Annotated in this window: 24 protein-coding genes and 1 tRNA gene; 7 read left to right on the top strand and 18 right to left on the bottom strand. The window is 70.8% G+C overall.

Going from position 1 to position 20,650, the window contains the following annotated elements; translation table 11 throughout:
* Nucleotides 1-94 precede the first annotated feature (94 nt).
* Both ACFFGE_RS01635 and ACFFGE_RS01630 read left to right on the top strand, forming a co-directional pair.
* Nucleotides 95-337, top strand: a complete 243-nt coding sequence (locus ACFFGE_RS01635; protein ID WP_376835174.1) for a transglycosylase — start codon at nucleotides 95-97, stop codon at nucleotides 335-337.
* Nucleotides 334-528: a DUF2842 domain-containing protein gene (locus tag ACFFGE_RS01630; RefSeq protein WP_376833664.1), complete on the top strand. Its 195-nt coding sequence runs from the start codon at nucleotides 334-336 to the stop codon at nucleotides 526-528. The genes ACFFGE_RS01635 and ACFFGE_RS01630 overlap by 4 nt, the downstream gene beginning before the upstream one ends.
* Before the next feature lie 45 nt (nucleotides 529-573).
* Here ACFFGE_RS01630 and ACFFGE_RS01625 read toward each other — a convergent pair.
* The 7 genes from ACFFGE_RS01625 to ACFFGE_RS01595 all read right to left on the bottom strand — a co-directional run bounded on the left by ACFFGE_RS01625 (nucleotide 574) and on the right by ACFFGE_RS01595 (nucleotide 4,708).
* Nucleotides 574-650, bottom strand: a tRNA-Pro gene (locus tag ACFFGE_RS01625).
* A gap of 52 nt (nucleotides 651-702) precedes the next feature.
* Nucleotides 703-1,137 (bottom strand): MerR family transcriptional regulator, encoded by a 435-nt coding sequence (locus ACFFGE_RS01620; RefSeq protein WP_376833663.1) that lies wholly within the window; start codon nucleotides 1,135-1,137, stop codon nucleotides 703-705.
* Between the two features lie 2 nt (nucleotides 1,138-1,139).
* Nucleotides 1,140-1,445 (bottom strand): integration host factor subunit alpha, encoded by a 306-nt coding sequence (locus tag ACFFGE_RS01615; RefSeq protein ID WP_376833661.1) that lies wholly within the window; start codon nucleotides 1,443-1,445, stop codon nucleotides 1,140-1,142.
* 84 nt (nucleotides 1,446-1,529) lie between these two features.
* The gene (locus tag ACFFGE_RS01610) at nucleotides 1,530-2,507 is read right to left on the bottom strand and encodes a beta-ketoacyl-ACP synthase III (RefSeq protein ID WP_376833659.1); all 978 of its coding nucleotides are present in this window, start codon (nucleotides 2,505-2,507) and stop codon (nucleotides 1,530-1,532) included.
* A complete protein-coding gene (gene plsX / locus ACFFGE_RS01605; RefSeq protein ID WP_376833657.1) occupies nucleotides 2,504-3,580 on the bottom strand; it encodes a phosphate acyltransferase PlsX in 1,077 nt (358 codons plus the stop codon). Before plsX ends, ACFFGE_RS01610 begins: the two co-directional genes overlap by 4 nt.
* A 97-nt stretch (nucleotides 3,581-3,677) precedes the next feature.
* On the bottom strand, nucleotides 3,678-4,184 hold the full coding sequence (locus ACFFGE_RS01600; protein WP_376833655.1) for a YceD family protein: 507 nt from the start codon (nucleotides 4,182-4,184) through the stop codon (nucleotides 3,678-3,680).
* Entirely contained in the window at nucleotides 4,181-4,708 is a 528-nt protein-coding gene (locus ACFFGE_RS01595) for a ubiquinol-cytochrome C chaperone family protein (protein WP_376833653.1), read from the bottom strand. Before ACFFGE_RS01595 ends, ACFFGE_RS01600 begins: the two co-directional genes overlap by 4 nt.
* Nucleotides 4,709-4,814: 106 nt before the next feature.
* On the opposite strand from ACFFGE_RS01595, the gene ACFFGE_RS01590 reads away from it, so the two are divergent.
* Nucleotides 4,815-5,294: an outer membrane protein assembly factor BamE gene (locus ACFFGE_RS01590; RefSeq protein ID WP_376833652.1), complete on the top strand. Its 480-nt coding sequence runs from the start codon at nucleotides 4,815-4,817 to the stop codon at nucleotides 5,292-5,294.
* Nucleotides 5,295-5,371: 77 nt separating this feature from the next.
* Here ACFFGE_RS01590 and ACFFGE_RS01585 read toward each other — a convergent pair whose 3' ends face one another.
* The 10 genes from ACFFGE_RS01585 to glyA all read right to left on the bottom strand — a co-directional run bounded on the left by ACFFGE_RS01585 (nucleotide 5,372) and on the right by glyA (nucleotide 14,281).
* Nucleotides 5,372-7,522, bottom strand: a complete 2,151-nt coding sequence (locus ACFFGE_RS01585; RefSeq protein WP_376833650.1) for a sodium-translocating pyrophosphatase — start codon at nucleotides 7,520-7,522, stop codon at nucleotides 5,372-5,374.
* A 189-nt stretch (nucleotides 7,523-7,711) separates the two neighbouring features.
* A complete protein-coding gene (locus tag ACFFGE_RS01580) occupies nucleotides 7,712-8,137 on the bottom strand; it encodes a hypothetical protein (protein WP_376833648.1) in 426 nt (141 codons plus the stop codon).
* Between the two features lie 16 nt (nucleotides 8,138-8,153).
* The gene (gene thiL / locus ACFFGE_RS01575; protein ID WP_376833646.1) at nucleotides 8,154-9,170 is read right to left on the bottom strand and encodes a thiamine-phosphate kinase; all 1,017 of its coding nucleotides are present in this window, start codon (nucleotides 9,168-9,170) and stop codon (nucleotides 8,154-8,156) included.
* Complete coding sequence (gene nusB, locus ACFFGE_RS01570; RefSeq protein ID WP_376833644.1) at nucleotides 9,157-9,690, bottom strand: transcription antitermination factor NusB; 534 nt, start codon at nucleotides 9,688-9,690, stop codon at nucleotides 9,157-9,159. Before nusB ends, thiL begins: the two co-directional genes overlap by 14 nt.
* Nucleotides 9,687-10,148, bottom strand: a complete 462-nt coding sequence (gene ribH, locus ACFFGE_RS01565) for a 6,7-dimethyl-8-ribityllumazine synthase (protein WP_376835172.1) — start codon at nucleotides 10,146-10,148, stop codon at nucleotides 9,687-9,689. The genes nusB and ribH overlap by 4 nt, the downstream gene beginning before the upstream one ends.
* On the bottom strand, nucleotides 10,145-11,278 hold the full coding sequence (gene ribB / locus ACFFGE_RS01560) for a 3,4-dihydroxy-2-butanone-4-phosphate synthase (protein ID WP_376833642.1): 1,134 nt from the start codon (nucleotides 11,276-11,278) through the stop codon (nucleotides 10,145-10,147). Before ribB ends, ribH begins: the two co-directional genes overlap by 4 nt.
* A complete protein-coding gene (locus ACFFGE_RS01555; RefSeq protein ID WP_376833641.1) occupies nucleotides 11,275-11,868 on the bottom strand; it encodes a riboflavin synthase in 594 nt (197 codons plus the stop codon). The genes ribB and ACFFGE_RS01555 overlap by 4 nt, the downstream gene beginning before the upstream one ends.
* 10 nt (nucleotides 11,869-11,878) lie before the next feature.
* The gene (locus ACFFGE_RS01550) at nucleotides 11,879-12,526 is read right to left on the bottom strand and encodes a RibD family protein (RefSeq protein ID WP_376833640.1); all 648 of its coding nucleotides are present in this window, start codon (nucleotides 12,524-12,526) and stop codon (nucleotides 11,879-11,881) included.
* The gene (gene nrdR, locus ACFFGE_RS01545; RefSeq protein ID WP_376833638.1) at nucleotides 12,523-12,990 is read right to left on the bottom strand and encodes a transcriptional regulator NrdR; all 468 of its coding nucleotides are present in this window, start codon (nucleotides 12,988-12,990) and stop codon (nucleotides 12,523-12,525) included. Before nrdR ends, ACFFGE_RS01550 begins: the two co-directional genes overlap by 4 nt.
* Nucleotides 12,991-12,997: 7 nt before the next feature.
* Entirely contained in the window at nucleotides 12,998-14,281 is a 1,284-nt protein-coding gene (glyA, locus tag ACFFGE_RS01540; RefSeq protein WP_376833636.1) for a serine hydroxymethyltransferase, read from the bottom strand.
* Between the two features lie 155 nt (nucleotides 14,282-14,436).
* Between glyA and ACFFGE_RS01535 the strand changes: the two genes are divergently transcribed.
* Genes ACFFGE_RS01535 through lpxK form a run of 4 tightly spaced genes read left to right on the top strand, consistent with a single transcriptional unit; the run spans nucleotide 14,437 to nucleotide 19,245 of the window.
* Nucleotides 14,437-16,269 carry an ABC transporter ATP-binding protein gene (locus ACFFGE_RS01535; RefSeq protein ID WP_376833634.1) on the top strand — a complete coding sequence of 611 codons (1,833 nt, stop codon included), beginning with the start codon at nucleotides 14,437-14,439 and terminating at the stop codon, nucleotides 16,267-16,269.
* Entirely contained in the window at nucleotides 16,266-16,949 is a 684-nt protein-coding gene (locus ACFFGE_RS01530; RefSeq protein WP_376833632.1) for a lysophospholipid acyltransferase family protein, read from the top strand. Before ACFFGE_RS01535 ends, ACFFGE_RS01530 begins: the two co-directional genes overlap by 4 nt.
* Nucleotides 16,946-18,238: a 3-deoxy-D-manno-octulosonic acid transferase gene (locus tag ACFFGE_RS01525; protein WP_376833630.1), complete on the top strand. Its 1,293-nt coding sequence runs from the start codon at nucleotides 16,946-16,948 to the stop codon at nucleotides 18,236-18,238. The genes ACFFGE_RS01530 and ACFFGE_RS01525 overlap by 4 nt, the downstream gene beginning before the upstream one ends.
* Nucleotides 18,235-19,245: a tetraacyldisaccharide 4'-kinase gene (gene lpxK / locus ACFFGE_RS01520; protein WP_376833629.1), complete on the top strand. Its 1,011-nt coding sequence runs from the start codon at nucleotides 18,235-18,237 to the stop codon at nucleotides 19,243-19,245. Before ACFFGE_RS01525 ends, lpxK begins: the two co-directional genes overlap by 4 nt.
* Here lpxK and ACFFGE_RS01515 read toward each other — a convergent pair.
* The gene (locus ACFFGE_RS01515) at nucleotides 19,236-20,558 is read right to left on the bottom strand and encodes a metal-dependent hydrolase family protein (RefSeq protein WP_376833627.1); all 1,323 of its coding nucleotides are present in this window, start codon (nucleotides 20,556-20,558) and stop codon (nucleotides 19,236-19,238) included. The genes lpxK and ACFFGE_RS01515 overlap by 10 nt on opposite strands.
* Between the last annotated feature and the right edge of the window lie 92 nt (nucleotides 20,559-20,650).

Below are 20,650 nucleotides of genomic sequence, written 5' to 3'. Positions count from 1 at the left end.
CCACATGGGCGATAGCGCCGCGCGGAGGCAGAATCGAGTCGTCCGCGTCGATCGCGGCGTCGCAGGCAGTAGGGAGCGCCGGGCCGTGCAGTACATGGAAGCGGTGATCGTCGTCCTCGTCGCCCTGGCCATGGCCTGGGCCGCGGACCAGCTGTCCGGACGACGCGGCGTGGGCATCGCCTCTCTGGTGGCGCTGACCGGCGCGGCCTGCGGCGCCTTCCTGGCCCTGCGCGTGTTCGACGTCGCCCCCCTGGAGAGCTGGGGCTGGGCGGTGTGGAGCTGGGTCGGGGCGATCGCGGCGCTGGTCGCCTTCCTGCTGTTCCGGAGCAAGCGATGAACCCCCGCCTGAGGCGCGGCGTCGCGGCGCTGGGCGTGCTGGCGTTCCTGGCGCTCTACATCTGGGGCGTGGTGTCGCTGGCGCCGTTCGTGCCCGAGATCTGGTGGGCGCAGCTGCTGTACTTCGGCGTCGCGGGCGTCGCCTGGGGCGTGCCGATCCTGCCCCTGCTGACCTGGGCCGAAAAAGGCTGACGACCGGTCTGGGGGACCGGCGTCACGTCGTCGATGTCGGGAAGATGGTCGGAGCGACAGGATTCGAACCTGCGACCCCTTGACCCCCAGTCAAGTGCGCTACCAGGCTGCGCCACGCTCCGAAGGCGCTCCCTATAGACGGGGGCCCCTCGCCTCGCCAAGCGAAAAAGCCGCTCACGCCTGAAGCGCCGCGTCCAGGCGGCGGCGCGCCGTCTCGATGCGCTCAAGCGCGTCCTGCAGGCGGCGGCGGGCGCTGGAGTCCAGGGCCGGGCGCGGCGGGGCGTCGGCCACCTCGATGGGGCCGTCGTCGGCCGGGCGCGCGCCCAGCGCCACCGCAGGATCGGCGTACTCGACCAGCCGCTTCAGACCCTGCTCCTTGTGCAGGCGCTGGACGCCCTTGATGGTCAGGCCCTCGTCGTGGAGCAGCCGCCGCACGGCCTTCAGCACGGCGATGTCGTGCGGTCGGTAGAAGCGGCGGCCGCCCGCGCGCTTCAGCGGCTGGATGAAATCGAAACGACCCTCCCAGAAGCGCAGGACGTGCTGGGGCGCGCCCACTTCCTCGGCGGCTTCGGAGATGGTGCGGAAGGCGTCGGCGCTCTTGGCCGCCATCGTCAGGCCTTCCCGTTGGCCCCGTCGACCTTGCCCTTCATGATCTGGGAGGCCCGGAAGCTGATCACGCGACGCGGATGGATGGCGGCCGGCTCCCCGGTCTTGGGATTGCGGCCCATGCGGGCGCGTTTGTCGCGGATCTGGAAAACGCCGAAGCCGGACAGCTTGACGGTCTCGCCGCGCTCCAGCGCCTCGACGATCAGGTCCAGGGTGCGCTCGACCAGGGCCGCGCATTCCTGCCGGGACAGGCCCAAGGATTGATGCACCGCTTCGCACAGATCGGCGCGGGTCACGGTCTGCGGTTGCATGGGCCCCTCCCTCGCGTTTCAGGCGCATTCAACGCCAAAGCGCCGACGAATCAAAGGGCCAAAAAGGGTTACGACGAATCGGCCCTACATCCGGACGGCGCAGGCCCCCCAGGTCAGGCCGCCGCCCATGGCCTCCAGCATCACAAGATCGCCCCGCTTGATGCGGCCGTCCCGGATCGCCGCGTCCCAGGCCAGCGGGATCGACGCGGCGGAGGTGTTGGCGTGCAGCGCCACGGTCGAGATCACCTTGTTCTCGTCCAGACCCAGGCGCTCGCCCACCCCGCTGATGATGCGCTGATTGGCCTGGTGCGGCACGAACCAGTCGATCTCGGCGATGGTGACGCCGGCCGCCGCGGCCGCCGCGCCGATGCCTTCGGCGATGTTCACGACCGCGTGGCGAAACACCTGGTTGCCCGCCATGCGCAGGTGGCCGACCGTGCCGGTCGAGGCCGGGCCGCCGTCCACGTACAGAAGATCGGTCTTGTTTCCATCGCAGCGCAGCGCGAAGCCCAGGACGCCGCGATCGGCCTTGGTCCCCTGCCCTTCCACCGGCTCGACCACGACCGCGCCGGCGCCGTCGCCGAACAGGACGCAGGTGGTCCGGTCGGTCCAGTCCATCAGCCTTGTCATCTCCTCGGCCCCGATGACCAGGGCGCAGCGCGCCTGGCCCCGCGACACGAAGCCGTCGGCGACGCTGAGCGCATAGACGAAGCCGGAGCAGACCGCCTGGACGTCGAAGGCGATGCCCACGGGGCAACCCAGCTTGCGCTGGACGATGGAGGCCACGGCCGGAAAGGTCAGGTCCGGCGTCGTCGTGGCGACGATGATCAGATCGACTTCGGCGGCGGTGCGGCCGGCCTCCAGCAGCGCCTTCTTCGCCGCCTCGACGGCCAGGTCGCTGGTCGGCTGATCCGGGCGGGCGCGGCGCCGCTGGCGGATGCCGGTGCGCGCGACGATCCATTCGTCGGACGTATCGACGATCTTGGCCAGATCGGCGTTGGTGACGATCTCTTCGGGCAGATACGAGCCCACGCCGGTGACGGCGCTACGAACCAGGGTCACGAATGGGCGTCCTGCATGGGGGCGTCGGAGGGAGATGTCAGGGGCTCGAGCGCGGCGAGGCGGCCCAGGTTCCGGCTGACCTTGTCGAGATAGCCGCTACGCGCCAGGTCGACGGCGATGCGGATGGCGTTGCCGAAGCCCTTGGCGTCCGCGCCGCCGTGGCTCTTCACCACGATCCCGTTCAGCCCCAGCAGGGGGCCGCCGTTGATCGCGCTGGGGTCGATCCGCTGGCCCATGCGCTTCAGGGCCGGCATGGCGATGAAGGCGCCGAGCTTGGCCTGGAGATCGGAGGTCAGCGCCTCGCGCATCAGGGTCGAGATGAACCGCGCCACGCCCTCGGCCGTCTTCAGGGCGATGTTGCCGGTGAAGCCGTCGGTGACCACCACATCGACCGTGCCCTTGGCGATGTCGTCGCCCTCGACGAAGCCGTGGTAGGCCAGGCCCAGCCCGCCCTCGCGCAGGATCCGGGCCGCCTCGCGGACCTCCTCGTGGCCCTTCATGTCCTCTGAGCCGACGTTCAGGACGCCGACGGTCGGGCGCTCCACGCCATGGACCGCCTGGTGGAAGGCCTCGCCCATGATGGCGAACTCCACCAGCTGCTCGGCGTCGCTCTCCACGTTCGCGCCGACATCCAGCACGGCGGTGACGCCACGCAGGGTCGGCCAGCTGGCCACGATGGCCGGCCGCTCCAGTCCGGGCGCGGACATGCGCAGGATCAGCTTGGAGATGGCCATGAGGGCGCCGGTGTTGCCGGCAGAGACCGCGGCGTGGGCTTCCCCCGCCTTGACCGTCTCGATGGCGTTCCACAGGCTTGAGCCCTTGCCGCGGCGCATGGCCTGGGCGGGTTTCTCGTCCATCGCCACCACCTTGTCCGTGTGGCGGACGTCGCAGACGGCGCGGGCGGTCGGGTGCCTGGCGAGTTCGGCCTCGATCCGGTCGGCGTCGCCGTGGAGCTGGAACCGCACGCCCTCGCCGCCGTGCCGACGCAGATAGTCGGCCACCCCGGGGACGACGACGGTCGGGCCATGATCGCCGCCCATGGCGTCCAGAGAGATGATGATGGGAGAGGTCAAGCGGATCGGCTCCTGCGCCGGAACGTCTGGCCGGGCGCGTCTCGAACGCGCCGACGATAACCGGCGCGCGCCGGGATGCAAGCGAACGGACCCTAGGTCAACCTTGTCCGTCGTCCTTCGGCTTCAGCCGTGTCAGGACCGAGAAGGGCGACACCTCCGCCGGCTCCTCGGGCTGGACGAACTCCGCGCCGGGTTTGCGAGGGAAAGGATCGAGCGCCAGCGCCAGCTGCTCGATCGCATAGGCCCAGAGGTCGACGTGCCCTTCGACGTAATCCGGCACATCCGCCTCGACATCGACATCCAACTCGCCGTCCGCCTCGGGGGGCGCGCCTTCGATCAGGTCGATGGCGAATCGCTCGTCGATCCGCGTCGGCAACGGCTCCAGGGTGATGCCGCAGGTCTGGTCGATGTCGGCCTCCACGCGGCCCGAAAGCCGCCAGCCCTCGCCGTAGGGGACCATCGAGATGTCCGCCGCGAGCTCCCGGACCGCGCCGAGGCTCAACTCGCGCCGGATCGCCTCGCGCGCAGGCGCGTCCGCCTCCAGCCGCCGGCTCACGCCGGGGCCGATCTGGTTCAGACGAACGATGTCGACGGGCAGGCTCATTGCAGAATCTCCGCCCAGCGCGGCTGGTTCTTGAGGTCTTCGGCGGGGCGGGCGGCGAGGCTCGCCCGACTGCGCACGGCGTAATCGGCGAGGCCGCGGGCCGCCGGCGAGGCCGCATCCTCGAACAGATTGCGCCCGAGGGCCTCGGCCAGGCCGTCGATATCGTCGGACTTCAGAGGGGCCTCGTAAGCGGTCATGCGGCCGTACAGGGACTCGCCCAGCTTGCGCATCTTCTTGGCGATCGACAGGTCGCCGACGCCGAGTTCGCGCAGGGCGTGATCCAGCGCCGAAACATAGGTGTCGAACAGGTCCTGGGCCGCATCGGCCCCCGCTTGTCCCTCCTCGCGCAGCCGCAGCACCAGCAGCAGGACGTGGAGGGTGTAGAGCTCGAACCGGGCGTCGATCCGGTCGGGCACGCCCAGATCGGCGTAGAACTCGGGACGTCGCGCCTGGGCGACGGCTCTGGCGTAGAGCACCTCGCCTGACGGGCGTCGGAACGGCAGCTTCAGCAGGCGTTTCAGCATGGACACGCGGCCCTCTTTCCGCCGCGACGTTGAACTAGGCGTCCGACGGAGATAGGTCAAAGGTTCGAGGGCAGCAGGCGCCCCGCGACAACATCGAAGGATCCGCATGGTTCGCATCTCTCCAGCCCTGGCGGCCCTGCTCGCGTCGGCGGCGGTCGCGGCCTGCGCGCCGACGGTGGGTCGCAACGGCTTCCAGCCGATCGACGTCCAGCCGTCCGAAATCCAGGTCGGGACCGACGACAAGACCAGCGTGCTGGCCAAGCTGGGATCGCCGTCGACGACGTCGGTCTTCGAGGGCGACAACATCTGGTACTACATCACCCAGACGACCGAGCAGTACACCTTCAACAAGGCCGAGGTGTCCCAGCGTTCGGTCACCGCCATCACCTTCAGCGAGGGCGACGACAAGGTCGCCGAGGTTCGCCAGCTGGGGCTGGACGACGGGCAGCAGGTGGCCATGAACGATCGCGAGACGCCGACGCGCGGCCGCGAGCTGACCGTGATCGAACAGCTTCTGGGCAACGTCGGCCGGGGCCAGCTGCCGCGGACGGACGAGGACGTGCCGGGCCAGCGCCGGCCGGACTGACCGCCGCCGCAGTCGACAAAGAGAAACGCCCCGGAGATCGCTCTCCGGGGCGTCTTTCGTTCAGGCTTGCGCCTCGATCACACGATCTTGCCGCTCGCCAGCACCGCCAGCAGCAGCAGGGCGACGATGTTGGTGATCTTGATCATCGGGTTCACGGCCGGACCGGCGGTGTCCTTATACGGATCGCCCACCGTGTCGCCGGTGACGGCGGCCTTGTGCGCCTCGGAGCCCTTCTGGTGAAGCACGCCCGACTTGTCGGTGTAGCCCTCCTCGATCAGCTTCTTGGCGTTGTCCCACGCGCCGCCGCCCGAGGTCATCGAGATGGCGACGAACAGGCCGGTGACGATCACGCCCATCAGCATGGCGCCGAGGGCCGCGAAGGCGTTGGCCTTGTCCGGCTGGATCAGCAGCACCACCACGAAGAGCAGGATCGGCGTGAGCACCGGCAGCAGGCTGGGCACGATCATCTCGCGGATCGCCGCCGAGGTCAGGATGTCCACGGCCTTGCCGTACTCCGGCTTGGTCTGGAACGTCATGATGCCGGGGTTCTCGCGGAACTGGCGACGGACCTCCGCCACGACCGACTCGGCCGCGCGGCCGACCGCCATCATGGACATGCCGCCGAACAGGAACGGCAGAAGCCCTCCGAACAGCAGGCCGACGACGACGTACGGGTTGGCGAGGTCGAAGGCCACGGGCCCCAGATCGGCGAAGAAGCTGCCGGCGGCGGCCTCCTCGGCGAAGTAGCGCAGGTCCTCGGTGTAGGCGGCGAACAGGACCAGGGCGCCGAGGCCGGCCGAGCCGATGGCGTAGCCCTTGGTGACGGCCTTGGTGGTGTTGCCCACGGCGTCCAACGCGTCGGTGGAGACCCGAACGTCGCTGGGCAGGCCCGCCATCTCGGCGATGCCGCCGGCGTTGTCGGTCACCGGGCCGAAGGCGTCCAGCGCCACGATCATCCCGGCCACGCCCAGCATGGTCGTGGTGGCGATGGCGATGCCGAAGAGGCCCGCCAGCTGATAGGTGACGACGATGCCGACGATGATGATCAGCGCGGGAATCGCGGTGGACTCCAGCGAAACCGCCAGACCCTGGATCACGTTGGTGCCGTGCCCGGAGACGGAGGCGTTGGCGACCGACTTCACCGGACGGAAGCCGGTGCCGGTGTAGTACTCGGTCACCACCACGATGGCGGCGGTCACGACCAGCCCGACCAGACCGGACCAGAACAGGTTCATCGGCTCGATGATGTCGCCGCCGGACGTGGTGACGGGGCCGCCGACGACCTGTTCGACGACCAGCCAGAGCGCGCCCACCGAGAGCACGCCCGTGACGATCAGGCCCTGGTACAGCGCCCCCATGATGTTGTTGGACTTACCCAGGCGGACGAAGAAGGTGCCGATGATCGAGGTGACGACGCAGGCGCCGCAGATGGCCAGCGGCAACAGCATCATCGCGTCGACGTAGGGCTGGTCGCGGAAGAAGATCGCCGCCAGCACCATGGTGGCGACCGTGGTCACCGCATAGGTCTCGAACAGGTCGGCGGCCATGCCGGCGCAGTCGCCGACGTTGTCGCCCACGTTGTCGGCGATGGTCGCGGCGTTGCGGGGATCATCCTCGGGGATGCCGGCCTCGACCTTGCCCACCATGTCGCCGCCCACGTCGGCGCCCTTGGTGAAGATGCCGCCGCCCAGACGCGCGAAGATGGAGATCAGCGATGCGCCGAAGCCCAGCGCCACCAGCCCGTCGATGACCTCGCGGCTGGTGCTCTCCAGACCCATGCCGACGGTCAGGGCCGCGTAGTAGCCCGCAACGCCGATCAGGGCCCCGCCCGCCACGAACAGGCCCGTGACCGCGCCCGAGCGGAAGGCCAGATCCAGGCCTTTGGCCAGGCTCTGCGAGGCGGCTTGCGCGGTGCGCACATTGGCGCGGACCGAGATCAGCATGCCCGCGAAGCCGGCGGCGCCCGAAAGCACCGCGCCGATCAGGAAGCCGAGCGCGGCGTAGGCTCCGATCAGCACGTAGGCGGCGATCAGGATGACCACGCCGACCATGGCGATGGTGGTGTACTGGCGGCGCAGATAGGCCGAGGCCCCTTCCTGGATCGCCGCGGCGATCTCCCGCATCTTCTCGTTGCCGGCGTCGGCCTTCATCAGGGCCGCGGTCTGGACGGCGCCGTAGAGCACCCCCAGAGCGCCGGCCGCGATGACCAGCCAGAGATATGACGTCATTGCGTGTTCCAACCCTAGTTGCTGTGAGCGCGCGGCCCTTGGCGCGGCGGGCGTGATCGCCTCTTGTCCGCCTTCCGGTCCCCCCGAGCGCAGAGGACGCAAAGGCGCGTCCCTGGGGAATTACGGCGGGAAAGTGCCAAATGCCCCGAGGCGGCGCAACGACTGATTAGGGATGTCGGACGGCGCGGTTCAGCGGCCGCCCATGCCCGAGCGGCGGCGGGGCGTCTGCGACGTCACCTCGATCGAGGCGATCCGTCCGCGTCCGGCGATGGTCGCGGCTTGGCGCGTGAGCTCGCGGACGATCGCGGCGGCGTCCAGCCGGGTGGCGTCCCCCGCCACGGTGAAGGGCGTGCGGTGCGCCGCCTTGACCAGGGCGTCCCGGAAGTAAGGCTCCTTCAGCCGCAGGGCCGCCAGGTCGGCGCCCGCCGCGAGCGAGAGCCGCACGGAGACGAAGACGTAGTTGCGGATCCGGCCGTCCACGATCACCGGGAGCCCGGTGGAGGCGAGGTTCATCTGTCCGCCGCCCGCGCCCTCTCCGCCCCCCGGGCCGCCGGCGAAGGCGGGGGACGCGACGGCGGTCACGGCGGCGGCGGCGATGAGGTCACGGCGCTTCATGGCCGTGAGGTGTAGCTCAACCGGGTTTCGAAACCGTTGGCGAGGCGTCGTGGCGCCAGCCGAGCCGTTCGACCTCGACCGGGCCGCCGTTCAGGACGACCTGGAGGCCCGACGTGGCCGTGACCCGGCCGAGGGCGGTCAGGCGCAGATGGTGCTGGTCGGCGTGACGCTTCAGGGCCGCCTCGCCGCCGGGCGGACAGGTCAGGACGACCTCGTAGTCGTCGCCGCCGGTCGCCAGCATGACGCGCGAGGCCTCGGGATCGACCCGGGTCTCCAGCCAGGCCGTCGCCGCGAGCGACAGCGGCAATCGGCCCAGGTCGATGGACAGGCCCACGTCCGACGCCTCAGCGATGCGGGCGGCGTCCGCGAGCAGCCCGTCGGACACGTCGGCGGCGGCGCTCGCGTGCGCCAGGATCGCCTCACGCATCTCCAGCCGCGGCTGCGGCAGGCGGTACCGGTCAGCCAGCGCTTCCAGACGTTCCGGCTCCAGTCCCAACCGCCCCTGCACCGCCTTCAGGCCCAGCGCGCCGTCGCCGATCGTCCCGGTGACGAGCACCAGATCGCCCGGCCGCGCCCCCGCGCGGCTCACCGCCCGCCCTTTCGGCGCCCAGCCCAGCAAGGTGGCGCTGAAGCTCGCCGGCCCCGGCGTGTTCACGGTGTCCCCGCCGATCAGGTGGACGCCGAAGCTCTCCTGATCCTGCCTCAGGCCCTCGGCGAAGGCCTCGCGTTCGGGCCAACCGCAGCGCCCCGACCAGTGACAGGCCAGCAGATATCCGAAGGGCTCGGCCCCCTTGGCCGCCAGATCGGACAGGTTCACCCGGAGCAATTTCCGCGCCACCAGGTCCAGCGGGTCGTCCGGCAGGAAGTGCACGCCCTCGACGATCGCATCCTTGGTCAGGATCAGGTCGAAGCCGGGCCGCGAGGGCAGGACGCCGACGTCGTCCTTCAGTCCCCGGCCCCACTCCGGATGGGCGAGCGGCCGGAACAGCCGTTCGATGGTCTCGAACTCTCCAGCGACGTCAATCGCGGGCATCGCGCGCGACCCCGTCCAGGGCGGCGTTGACGAACTTGGCCTCTGCGGAATCGAAGAAGGCCTTGGCCAGCTCGACGTATTCGTTGATCACCACCTCGCGCGGCGCCTCGGGCTTCTCGCGGAGCTCATAGGCCCCCGCCCGCAGCAACGCCCGGAGCGTGGAGTCGATCCGCTCCAGCCGCCAGTTGGACGCCAGCCGCGCCGTGACCGCCGCGTCGATCTCGCGCTGTCCGGCCACGACCCCGCGAACGATGTCGGCGAACCAGGCCTCGTCGGCCTCGGCGAGCGGCTCGCCCTCGATGTCGGCGTCGAAGCGATAGTCGGAGAATTCGCGGATCACCGCCTCCACGCCCGTCCCCGCCAGCTCCATCTGGTAGAGCGCCTGAACCGCCGCGAGGCGCGCCACCGTCCGCGCCCGGCGCTCGCGGGCGGACAGGTGGTTCTCGCGGGCGTCCGCGCGCTCGGCCTCGGCGGCCTCCAGCTGGGCCAGCACAGCCTTCAGATCGGTCGGCTCGGTCATGAACCCAGCCCCATGCGCAGGCGACCGCGCAGCTCGATCAGGTCCAGACAGGCGCGGGCCGCGAAGCCCCCCTTGTCGCCCTCGGTCCGGCGCGCGCGGGCCCAGGCCTGAGCCTCGTCCTCGGTCGTCAGGACGCCATTGCCGATGGCCAGGCCCTTGAGCGTCAGCTGCATGATGCCCGCCGCCGACTGATCCGACACGATCTCGAAGTGATAGGTCTCGCCCCGGATGACGCAGCCGAGCGCCACATAGCCGTCATAGCGCGGCGCGGTGGGATAGCGGCCCGCCTCCTCGGCCATGGCGATGACGGCCGGAATCTCCAGAGCGCCGGGCACCGTGACCACGTCCACCTGAACGCCGCGCGCCTCCAGCGCGTCGCGCGCGCCCTCGAGCAGCGCGTCGGCCAGGTCGTCATAGAAGCGCGCCTCGACGATCAGGACGCGCGGGGGATCCTTCAGGATGGCTCTTCTCCGTCCATGTCGCGCCAGCCGACGATGCGCAGGCCGTAGCCCTCGAGCGCGGTCGGCGCGGGTCGCGTGGAGCTCATCACGATCATGTCGCGCACTCCCAGGTCCAGCAGGATCTGGGCGCCGACGCCATAGGCCTTGAGCGAGCGGTCCACAGCGGCGGGCTTGTCCTCTCCCGCGAGCCGTTCCGCAAGCCCCTGAAGCGCCGGATCGCGCAGAAACACGACCACGCCCGGCCCGGAGTGGCGGCTGATCGTCTTGAGCGCCCGCGGCACGTAGTCCTGCCGCGCCTCCACATGGCCCAAAAGATCGGCGGCGAAATCGACCTGATGCATGCGGACCAGCGTCGGCTTGCCCGGCTCGATGCGACCGTGGACCAGCGCCACGTGCTCGGCGCCCTCGATCACGTTGCGATAGAGCATCAGCCGGAACGGTCCGCCGTGCACGCTCTCGAACGGCGTCTCCAGCACTCGCTCGACGAAGCGCTCGGTGCGGCGGCGGTAGGCGATCAGGTCGGCGATGGTGCCGATCTTCAGCCCGTGCAGCTGGGCGAAGGCGACCAGGTCGGGCATCCGCGCCATGGTGCCGTCGTCGTTCATGATCTCGCAGATCACGCCGGCGGGCGTCAGGCCCGCCATGCGGCTGATGTCGACGGCGGCTTCGGTGTGGCCGGTCCTGACCAGGACGCCGCCGTCGCGGGCCACCAGCGGGAAGACGTGTCCCGGAGAGACGATGTCGTCGGCGCCCTTGGCCGGATCGGCCGCGACCTGGACCGTGCGCGCCCGATCCGCCGCGCTGATGCCCGTGGTCACGCCCTCGCGCGCCTCGATCGATACGGTGAAGGCGGTGCCCATGCTGGTGCGGTTGTCGGCGGCCATGGGCGGGAGGCGCAGCTGGCGGGCCCGCTCGGCCGTGATGGCCAGGCAGATCAGCCCGCGCGCGTGCTTGGCCATGAAGTTGATCTGGTCCGGCGTCGCGAACTGCGCCGGGATGATGACGTCGCCCTCGTTCTCCCGGTCCTCGGCGTCGACCAGGATGTAGGGACGTCCGTTGCGGGCGTCCTCCAGAATGTCCTCGATCGGGCTGATCGGGCTGTCGTTCAGGTTGGCGGCGAGGTTCATCGGGCTGTCTCCTGCCACCGCGCGAGATAGCGCGCCAGCATGTCGATCTCCAGGTTGACGCGGTCGCCGACCTTGAGCCGGCCGAGCGTCGTGACCTCCCAGGTATGCGGAATGATGTTCACCCCGAACAGCCGGCCGTCCACCGTGTTGACCGTCAGGGACACGCCGTCGACCGTGATCGAGCCCTTGGCGGCGATGTAGCGGTGCAGCGGCTCGGGGGCCTCGATCTCGACCCGGTGCGAGCCGCCCTCGGGCGTGATGGCGCGCACGACGCCGAGGCCGTCCACGTGGCCGGAGACGATATGCCCGCCAAGTTCGTCGCCCAGACGCGCCGCGCGCTCCAGGTTCACGGGCCGGCCCTCGGTCCAGTCGCCCAGCGTGGTCCTGGACAGGGTCTCGTTCGAGACCTCCACCGCGAACCAGCCGTCGCCCTTCTCGACCACGGTCAGGCAGCAGCCGGCGTGGCTGATGGAGGCGCCCATGTCGATGCCGGAGACATCCCAGGCGGTCTCGACCTCATAGCGGCGGTCCCGCTCGGTCGCGGCGACGCGGCGCACCCGGCCGACGTCGGTGATGATCCCGGTGAACATGCGTGAAGGCCTACCCGACCTGTTCCAGACGTTCCCACAGGTCGTCGTCCAGAAGCTCCACCGCAAGGCGCCTGTAGCGCGGTGCGTCACCCAGGCGCTTCAGGGCGAGCAGGCCCAGACACGGTCGACCGTCGGCGCCGAGCAGGATCGGAGCGCGGAACCACTCGATCGCATCGACCAGACCCGCCGCCACGAAGGCCGCCGCCACGCGACCGCCCCCCTCGACCATCAGGCGGCCGACGCCGCGCGCGGCCAGGACGTCAAGCGCCGCCCCCACGTCCACGCGGCCGTTCGCGTCCTTCGCCACCCTTACGACCTCCGCGCCGCCGACCGGCCTGGCCTCGGCGGTCGTCAGGATCAGGGTGCCCGGCACGGCGACGCGGGCGAACTCCGGCGTGCGCAGGCGGCTGTCCAGAATGACCCGCAGGGGGTCGGCGCCCCCTTCCGAGAGACGCGTCGTCAGGCGCGGGTCGTCGGCCAGCACCGTCTCGACCCCGACCAGGATTGCGTCGGACGCGGCGCGCAGGCGATGTCCCTCGGTCCGGGCGGCCTCCCCCGTGATCCATTTGCTCTCGCCCGAGGACGTGGCGATGCGGCCGTCCAGTGACGTCGCGACCTTCCAGGTGACGTGGGGTCGTGTGAGGGGCGGCCGGTTCACGACCGATCGGTCTCGTCGAAACCTTCGGCGTCAAGAAACCGAGCGAAGTCCCCGGTTTTCCGGAAGTCCTTGTAGACGGACGCATAGCGGACGTAGGCCACCTCATCGACCGACTTCAGCGCCTTCATGATGAAATCGCCGACGACGCTGGACTGGATGTCGGTCTCGCCCAGGCTTTCCAGCTGGCGCGTGATGCGGCTCACCAGCTGTTCGATCTGCTCGGGCTGAACCGGACGCTTGCGCAGGGCGACGTTCAGCGACCGCTCCAGCTTGTCCCGGTCGAACGGCGTGCGGCGGCCGTTGCGCTTGACGATCACGAGCTCGCGCAGCTGGACCCGCTCGAAGGTGGTGAAGCGCCCGTTGCAGTTCGGGCACGAGCGACGACGCCGGATGGCCGCGCCGTCGTCGGACGGGCGACTGTCCTTCACCTGCGTGTCGGCGTGGCCGCAGAAAGGGCACTTCATCAGGGGCTTATCCGTAGATGGGGAAGCGGCGCGTCAGCTCACGCACCTGGCCCGCCACCTTCTGCGCCACGGCGGCGTCCGCCTCGTCCGTGCCGTTCATGGAGTCGATCACGTCGGCGATCCAGTGACCGACCTGCTGGAACTCCGTCACGCCGAAGCCGCGGGTCGTCGCGGCCGGCGTGCCGAGCCGGACGCCCGAGGTGACCGTGAAGGGCGCGGTGTCGAACGGCACGCCGTTCTTGTTGCAGGTCATCAGGGCGTGATCCAGCTGCGCCTCGGTCGCCTTGCCGGTCACGCCCTTGGGCCGCAGGTCGACCAGCATGACATGGCTGTCGGTGCCGCCGGACACGATCTTCAGGCCCCGCTCCACCAGCACGGCGGCCAGGGCGCGGGCGTTGTCCACCACCTGCTGGGCGTACTGCTTGAACTCGGGCTTCAGCGCCTCGCCGAAGGCCACGGCCTTGGCCGCGATGACGTGCTCCAACGGCCCCCCCTGCAGACCCGGGAAGACGGCGGAATTGATCTTCTTGCCCAGCTCCACGTCGTTCGAGAGGATCAGGCCGCCGCGCGGGCCGCGCAGGGTCTTGTGCGTGGTGGTGGTCACCACGTGGGCGTGCGGGATCGGGCTGGGATAGACGCCGCCGGCCACCAGACCCGCATAGTGGGCCATGTCGACCATCAGATACGCCCCGACCGAGTCGGCGATCTCGCGGAAGCGCTTGAAGTCGATGTGCCGCGAATAGGCCGAGGCGCCGGCGATGATGATCTTCGGCTTCTCCGCCTCGGCCATCGCCGCGACGTGGTCGTAGTCGATCAGGTGGTCGTCCTCGCGCACCTTGTAGGTCACCGGTCGGAACCACTTGCCGGACTGGTTCGCCGGGCTGCCGTGGGTCAGGTGGCCGCCGGCCGCCAGATCCATGCCCAGGAAGGTGTCGCCCGGCTGCAGCAGCGCCATGAACACCGCCTGGTTGGCCTGGGCGCCCGAGTGCGGCTGGACGTTGGCGAAGGCGCAGCCGAACAGTTCCTTGGCCCGGTCCCGCGCCAGGTCCTCGACCACGTCCACGAACTCGCAGCCGCCGTAGTAGCGCCGACCCGGATAGCCCTCGGCGTACTTGTTGGTCAGGACCGAGCCTTGCGCCTCCAGCACGGCGCGCGAGACGATGTTCTCGGACGCGATCAGCTCGATCTGCTCCTGCTGACGCTTCAGCTCGCCCTGGATCGCCTTGAAGACGTCGGCGTCGGCGTTCGACAGGGCGGTCTGGAAGAAGGCGTCATGGTTGAAGGCGGTCACGGGCGCGGTCCTCGGCGGGCGGAAAACGGGGCTCGCCTATCTACGCTTCAGGCCCCGCCGCCACAACATCTTGTGTCCGCGAGCCGGGCCGCGCCGACCCACGCTCGACCGGCCGCCGCTTGACTTCGCCGCGCCCGCGTCAGACCGAGGGCCCGATGACCGCGCCCGACGCCCTTCAAGACGACGCTTCGCTCCGGCCCCTGCTGGCCCGGGTGTGGCGCGACTACCTGTCCCGGCGCTGGGGGCGGCTGGCGCTGTCGCTGGCGTGTGCGGCCGGGGCCGGCGGCCTGACGGCGCTGTTGCTCAAGCTGCTGGAGCCGGCGATCAACGGCCTGTTTGTGCGCCAGGACACAGCGGTTTCGATCCTGGGCCTGATCGAGATCCCGACGCGAGAGGCGGCGGTCTGGATTCCCTTGATCATCGTGGCCGCCTCGGCGCTTCGCGCCGTCTTCGCTTTGGGCCAGGCCGCCCTGGTCAACCGGTTGGGCCACGGCGTGGTCGGCGACATCCAGATCCGCCTGTTCGGCGCCATGATCCGGGCGGACCTGGCGCGCCTGCGCTCCCAGCACTCCGGCAGCTTCGTCGCCAGCGTCCTGTTCAACGCCAACCTGGTGCGCGAGGCCTTCACGAGCGGCGTGGTCAACTACACCCAGCACGGCCTGACGCTGATCGCGGTCCTGATCGCCATGGTCTTCATCGACTGGCGCCTCAGCCTGATTGTGCTGCTGGGCGTGCCGATGGTCAGCCTGATCCTGCGCCGTTTCTCCAAACGCACGCGCAAGGCCGCGCAGGGGGCGATGGAGGAGACCGAGAACCTCTCGACCGCGCTGATGGAGAACCTGGACGGCGTCCGTCTGATCAAGATCGAGAACCGTGAGGCGGCCGAGGAGGCGCGCGTGGCCGAGCTGGTGGGGCGCCGCCAGCGCTTCGTCATCAAGGGGGCCGACGCCCGGGCCTTCGCGGGCCCCGCCAGCGACCTGGTCGCCTATGTGGTCGTGGCGCTGGTGCTCGCCTACGCCGGCTGGCGCGCCCAGTCGGGCGCCATGAACGTCGGCCAGTTCGCCGCCTTCATCGGCCTGCTGCTGGCGGCCGGACAGTCGCTGCGCCAGGTGACCAACCTGGCCACGGTCATGACCGAGGGCTTCACCGCCGCCCGGCGCCTGTTCGCGGCGCTCGACATCGCCCCGGAGATCCGCGAGGCGGCCGACGCCAGGGCCCTGCCCCCGGGGCCCGTGACGGTGGCGTTCGAGGACGTCTCGTTCACCTATGGGCCGGCGGGCGCGCCGACCCTGTCGAACGTGTCGATCACCGTGAAGCCCGGAGAGACGGCGGCGCTGGTGGGCCCCTCCGGCGGGGGCAAGTCGACCCTGCTGTCGCTGCTCCCGCGCTTCTATGACGTCACGGGCGGCCGGGTGACAGTGAACGGGCTGGACGTGCGCGAGGTGCGGATCGACGATCTGCGGGATCGCATCGCCCTGGTCACCCAGGAGCCTTTCCTGTTCGACGACACCATCGCCGCCAACATCGCCTACGGCCGCGCCGACGCCGATCAGGCGGCCATCGAGGCGGCGGCGAAGGCGGCGGCGGCCCATGACTTCATCGTCGCCCTGCCGGACGGCTATCAGACCCGCGTCGGCGAGGGCGGGATGCGGCTTTCGGGCGGTCAGCGCCAGCGCGTCGCCATCGCCCGCGCCTTCCTGAAGGACGCGCCGATCCTGCTGCTCGACGAAGCCACCTCGGCGCTGGACACCGAGAGCGAAGCTCTGGTCCAGGCGGCGCTGGAGCGGCTGATGCAGGGGCGCGCCACGCTGATGATCGCGCATCGTCTGTCGACGGTGCGCAAGGCCGACCGCATCCACGTCATCGAGGCCGGACGCGTCGTCGAGGCCGGAACCCACGCCGCGCTCGTGCGCAAGGGCGGGCTCTACGCCCGTCTGGCGAAGCAGCAGTCGCTGGACGGAGACGCCGCGGAGGCCGAGAGCGCATGAGGCCGTTGAGGAATCCCGTCATCCAGTCGGCCCTGGCCTGGCTGCTCGCCGCCTGGATGCAGCTGTGTTTCCGGACCATGCGCTGGACCTGGGAGGACATGCATCTGGCCGAAGAGGTTTGGGATCGGGGCGGCGGGGTCCTGTGCGTCTTCTGGCACTCGCGCATCGGGCTGTCGCCGGCCTCCTGGCCGCTGGACCGGGCGCAGCCGGCCAAGGCGCTGATCTCGCTCTCGGCGGACGGGGAGTTCATCGCCAAGGCCGTGGCGCGGCAGGGGTTTCCGGCGGTGCGCGGCTCCTCGGCCAACAAGGACAAGGCCGACCGCGCCAAGGGCGGGGCGCAGGCGCTACGCGACGGCCTGCGCCAGCTGAAGGTCGGCGCCCTGGCGATCACGCCGGACGGTCCCCGCGGGCCGGCCCGGCGGATGGCGGAGGGCCTGCCGCTGCTGGCCAAGCTGTCGGGCGCGCCGGTCCTCTTCATCGGCCTGTCGTGCAGCCCGGCGATCCGGCTGAAGAGCTGGGACCGCGCCATCCTGCCGCTGCCTTTCGCCCGGGGCGCGGTCGTCTGGGACCGGGCGCGGTACCCCGAGGGCGGCGACATGGCGGCGGTCGCCGCCGACTGGACCGCGCGGCTGAACGCCGTCGAGGCCCGCGCGGACGTAATCACCGGCCTGGCGTCATGAGTCCGGCGCTCTTCGCCTATCGCCAACTGACGCGCTGGCTGGAGCCCCTGGCACCCCGCCTGCTCGACGCGCGGGTGAACCGGGGCAAGGAGGACGGCGCCCGCGTCGACGAACGGCTGGGCGTCTCGAGGCGCCCCCGCCCGGACGGGCCGCTGGTGTGGCTGCACGGCGTGAGCGTCGGCGAGACCCTGTCCCTGCTGCCGCTGGTCGAGCGGCTGGTCGCGACGCGATCCGATCTGACCCTTCTCGTCACCTCGGGCACGGCGACGTCGGCGCGGCTCCTGGCCGAGCGGCTGCCGAAGGGGGTGATCCATCAGTTCGCGCCGGTGGATGGTCCGCGCGCGGTCGCCCGCTTCCTGGACCACTGGCGACCAAGCGTCGGCGTCTTCGTCGAAAGCGAGCTGTGGCCGAACCTGATCCTTCAGGCGAAGGCGCGCGGCGTCCGGCTGGCGCTGGTCAGCGCCCGCATCACCGAAAAGACCGCCCACGGCTGGGGGCGCGTTCCGGCGGCGGCGCGCCGCCTGGTCGGCGCCTTCGATCTGATCCTTCCGCAGGACGAGGCTTCGGCCGCGAGGATCGAAGACCTGGGCGGGCGCGTGGACGGTCAGGTCAACCTCAAGCTCTCCGGCGGTCCCCTGCCCCACGACAAGGGCGCCTTCGCCCGCATCTCGGCGGCCATCGGCGATCGGCCCGTGATCGTCGCCGCCAGCACCCATCCGGGCGAAGAGCTGTTCCTGGTGCGCGCGCTCGACGCCCTGGCGGCCCGCGTCTGCCTCGTGCTCCTTCCCCGCCATCCGGAGCGCGGCGGGGAGGTTTCGGCGCTGCTCACCCGCGACGGCTACGCCCACGCGGTGCGGTCGCGGGGCGAGGCGCTGACGGGCGAGACCGACATCTATCTCGCCGACACGCTGGGCGAGATGGGCCTGTTCCTGCGTCTCGCGGATGTGGTCATCATGGGGGGCTCGTTCGCCCCGTTGCTGGATCAGCCGATGGTCGGGGGCCACAACCCGCTGGAGCCCGCGCGCCTGGCCAAGCCGGTGCTCAGCGGCCCCGACGCGACGAACTGGGAGGACGTCGCGGCCACGCTGAAGGCGCGCCACGCCCTGGCGGTGGTGAAGAGCCCCTCCGAGCTCGCGGAGACCGTCGGCAGCCTGCTGGCCGACCCGGCTCAGGCACGGGCCATGGGCGAGCGCGCCAAGAAGGCGGCGGCCGAGGCCGGCGCGGGTCTGGACCGGCTGATGACCGCGCTCGGCCCGCTCCTGCCGCCCGCCGCGGGCCGCCGGCGATGAAGCTGAACACGCCGCGCTGGTGGTACAGCCGTGACGACCGGCACGCCCGGGTCGCGCGGACCCTGCTGAAGCCCGCGAGCTGGCTGTGGGCCTGGGCGACGGCGCGCCGGATCGCGCGCGCCGCGCCCGTCGACGTCGGGGCGCCGGTGATCTCGGTCGGCAACCTGACCGTCGGCGGCTCCGGGAAGACTCCGGTGGCGCGGGAGGTCATTCGCCTGCTGCGCGAGGCGGGTGTGGACGCCCACGCCTTGTCGCGCGGCTACGGCGGCCGACTGGAGGGGCCGGTCCGAGTGGATCCGGCGGTCCATGCGGCCGCGGACGTCGGCGACGAGCCCCTGATGCTGGCCGAGGGCGGGCCCGCCTGGATCGCGCGCGACCGGCCCGCCGGCGCCCGGGCGGCGGTCGGCGCCGGCGCCCAGGCCGTGGTGCTGGACGACGGCCATCAGAATCCGAGCCTGAACAAGGCGCTCAGCCTGATCGTCGTGGACGGCGAGACGCGGGACGAGGAATGGCCCTTCGGCGACGGCGGCGTCTTTCCGTCAGGCCCAATGAGGGAGCCGTTGAAGGCCGGACTCGCGCGGGCGGACGCCGTGGTGGTGCTGTTGCCGACCGATGCGCGCGGAGCCGACCCCGAGCTGCTGGCGCTGTTTCGACCCCTGCCCGTCTTCATCGCCCGGCTGGTCGCCGACGCCCGGCCGCCCTCCGGGCCGCTCGTCGGATTCGCCGGCATCGCCAAGCCGTGGAAGGTCGAGCGGTCGCTGATCGCCGCGGGGGCGGACCTCAAGGACTTCGCGCCCTTTCCCGACCATGCCGCCTTCGCCGAGCGCGACCTGCACTTCCTCGCCGAGCGGGCGGCGCTTCATCAGGCCCGACTGGTCACGACCGAGAAGGACTGGGCGCGGCTGCCGCCGGACTGGCGCGCGCGGGTCGCCGCCTGGCCGGTGCGGGCCCGCTTCGACGACGCGCCCGCGGTCCTGGCGCTGCTTCGGCGCGCCGTTCAGTCCTGACGATAGATCCGGCCGCCGCGCATCACGAAGCGCACCCGCTCCAACTCGGTCACGTCGCTGAGCGGATCGCCGGAGACGGCGATCAGATCGGCAGGCATGTTCGGGGCCAGACGGCCGGCCTCGGCCGAGATGCCCAGATGCTCGGCGGCGACCACGGTGGCGGCCTGAACAGCCTCAAGCGGGGTCATGCCGGCCTGGACCAGCAGCGCGAACTCCTGGGCGTTGTCTCCGTGGGCCGAGACGCCGGAGTCGGTGCCGAAGGCGATCCGCACGCCGCCGGCGTGGGCCCGTCTGGCCATGTCGAGCATCTTCGGGCCGGCCTCCAGCGCCTTGGCGGTCTGGGCGGGCGTGAAGAAGTTGTCCGGGCTCGACGCGATGCGGGCCACGAAGTCGCCGGCCAGCAGGGTCGGCACCAGGAAGGCGTCGTTCTGACGGAACAGCCGGATGGACTCGTCGTCCAGATAGGTGCCGTGCTCGATCGAATCCCCGCCCGCACGCAGGAAGGCGTTGATTCCGTCCACGCCGTGCGCATGGGCCGTCACCCGCCGGCCCATGCGATGGCCCGCCTCGACGATGGCCGCCAGCTCGGCGTCGGTGAACTGCTGGGCCAAGCCGGCGGCCGTGTTGGACAGGACCCCGCCGGTGGCGGTGATCTTGATGACGTCCGCCCCGGCCCGGACCTGGGTGCGGACCGCCCGCATGCAGTCCTCCGGCCCCGAGCACACGCTCTCGGACGACAGGAGATGCAGAATGTCGTCGCGATAGCCGTTGGCGTCGCCGTGACCGCCGTGGATCGACACCGACGAGCCCGAGGCGATGATGCGGGGGCCCGCCACCTGGCCGGCGGCGATGCCGTCGCGCAGGGCGAAGATGGCGTTGTTGTCGGCCCCCAGGTCCGCCACGGTGGTGAAGCCGGCCTCCAGCGTGATCCGGGCGTAGTGGGCGCCCGAGATGGCCAGGTCCGCCTCGCTGTCCGTCACCGCCATCAGCCGCGCGTTCGGATTCTGCTGGCGGGTGATGTGCACGTGACTGTCGATCAGGCCGGGCAGGACGAAGCTCTGGCTCAGATCGACGACCCGCCCGCCGGGGTCGCTGACAAAGCCGTCGCGGATCTCCGCCACGCGGCCGTTCCGGATCACGAGAGTTTTATCGCGCTGCACAACACCGCTCTGCGGATCGGCGAGAAGCCGGCCCGCATAGACGAACGTCGTCTCCGACGCGCCGCTTTCCTGCGCGTTCGCAGAGGTTTGCGAGGCCGAGTTGAATGCTAAGGCGAGCATCCAGGCGGCGGCGACGGCGGCGACGGATTTCATGGCGTTCCTCTCAGGGCTCTTTGCGTCACCCTAGCAGCGCCGCGCCGTGCGCCAAGGCCGCGCTTGCATCCCCGGCCGGTTCTGAAACATCC

The organism is Brevundimonas balnearis (assembly GCF_042434805.1).
Classification (GTDB): Bacteria; Pseudomonadota; Alphaproteobacteria; order Caulobacterales; family Caulobacteraceae; genus Brevundimonas; species Brevundimonas balnearis.
Note: the sequence above shows the minus strand (reverse complement) of the source record. Positions and strands in the feature narration are given on the sequence as shown.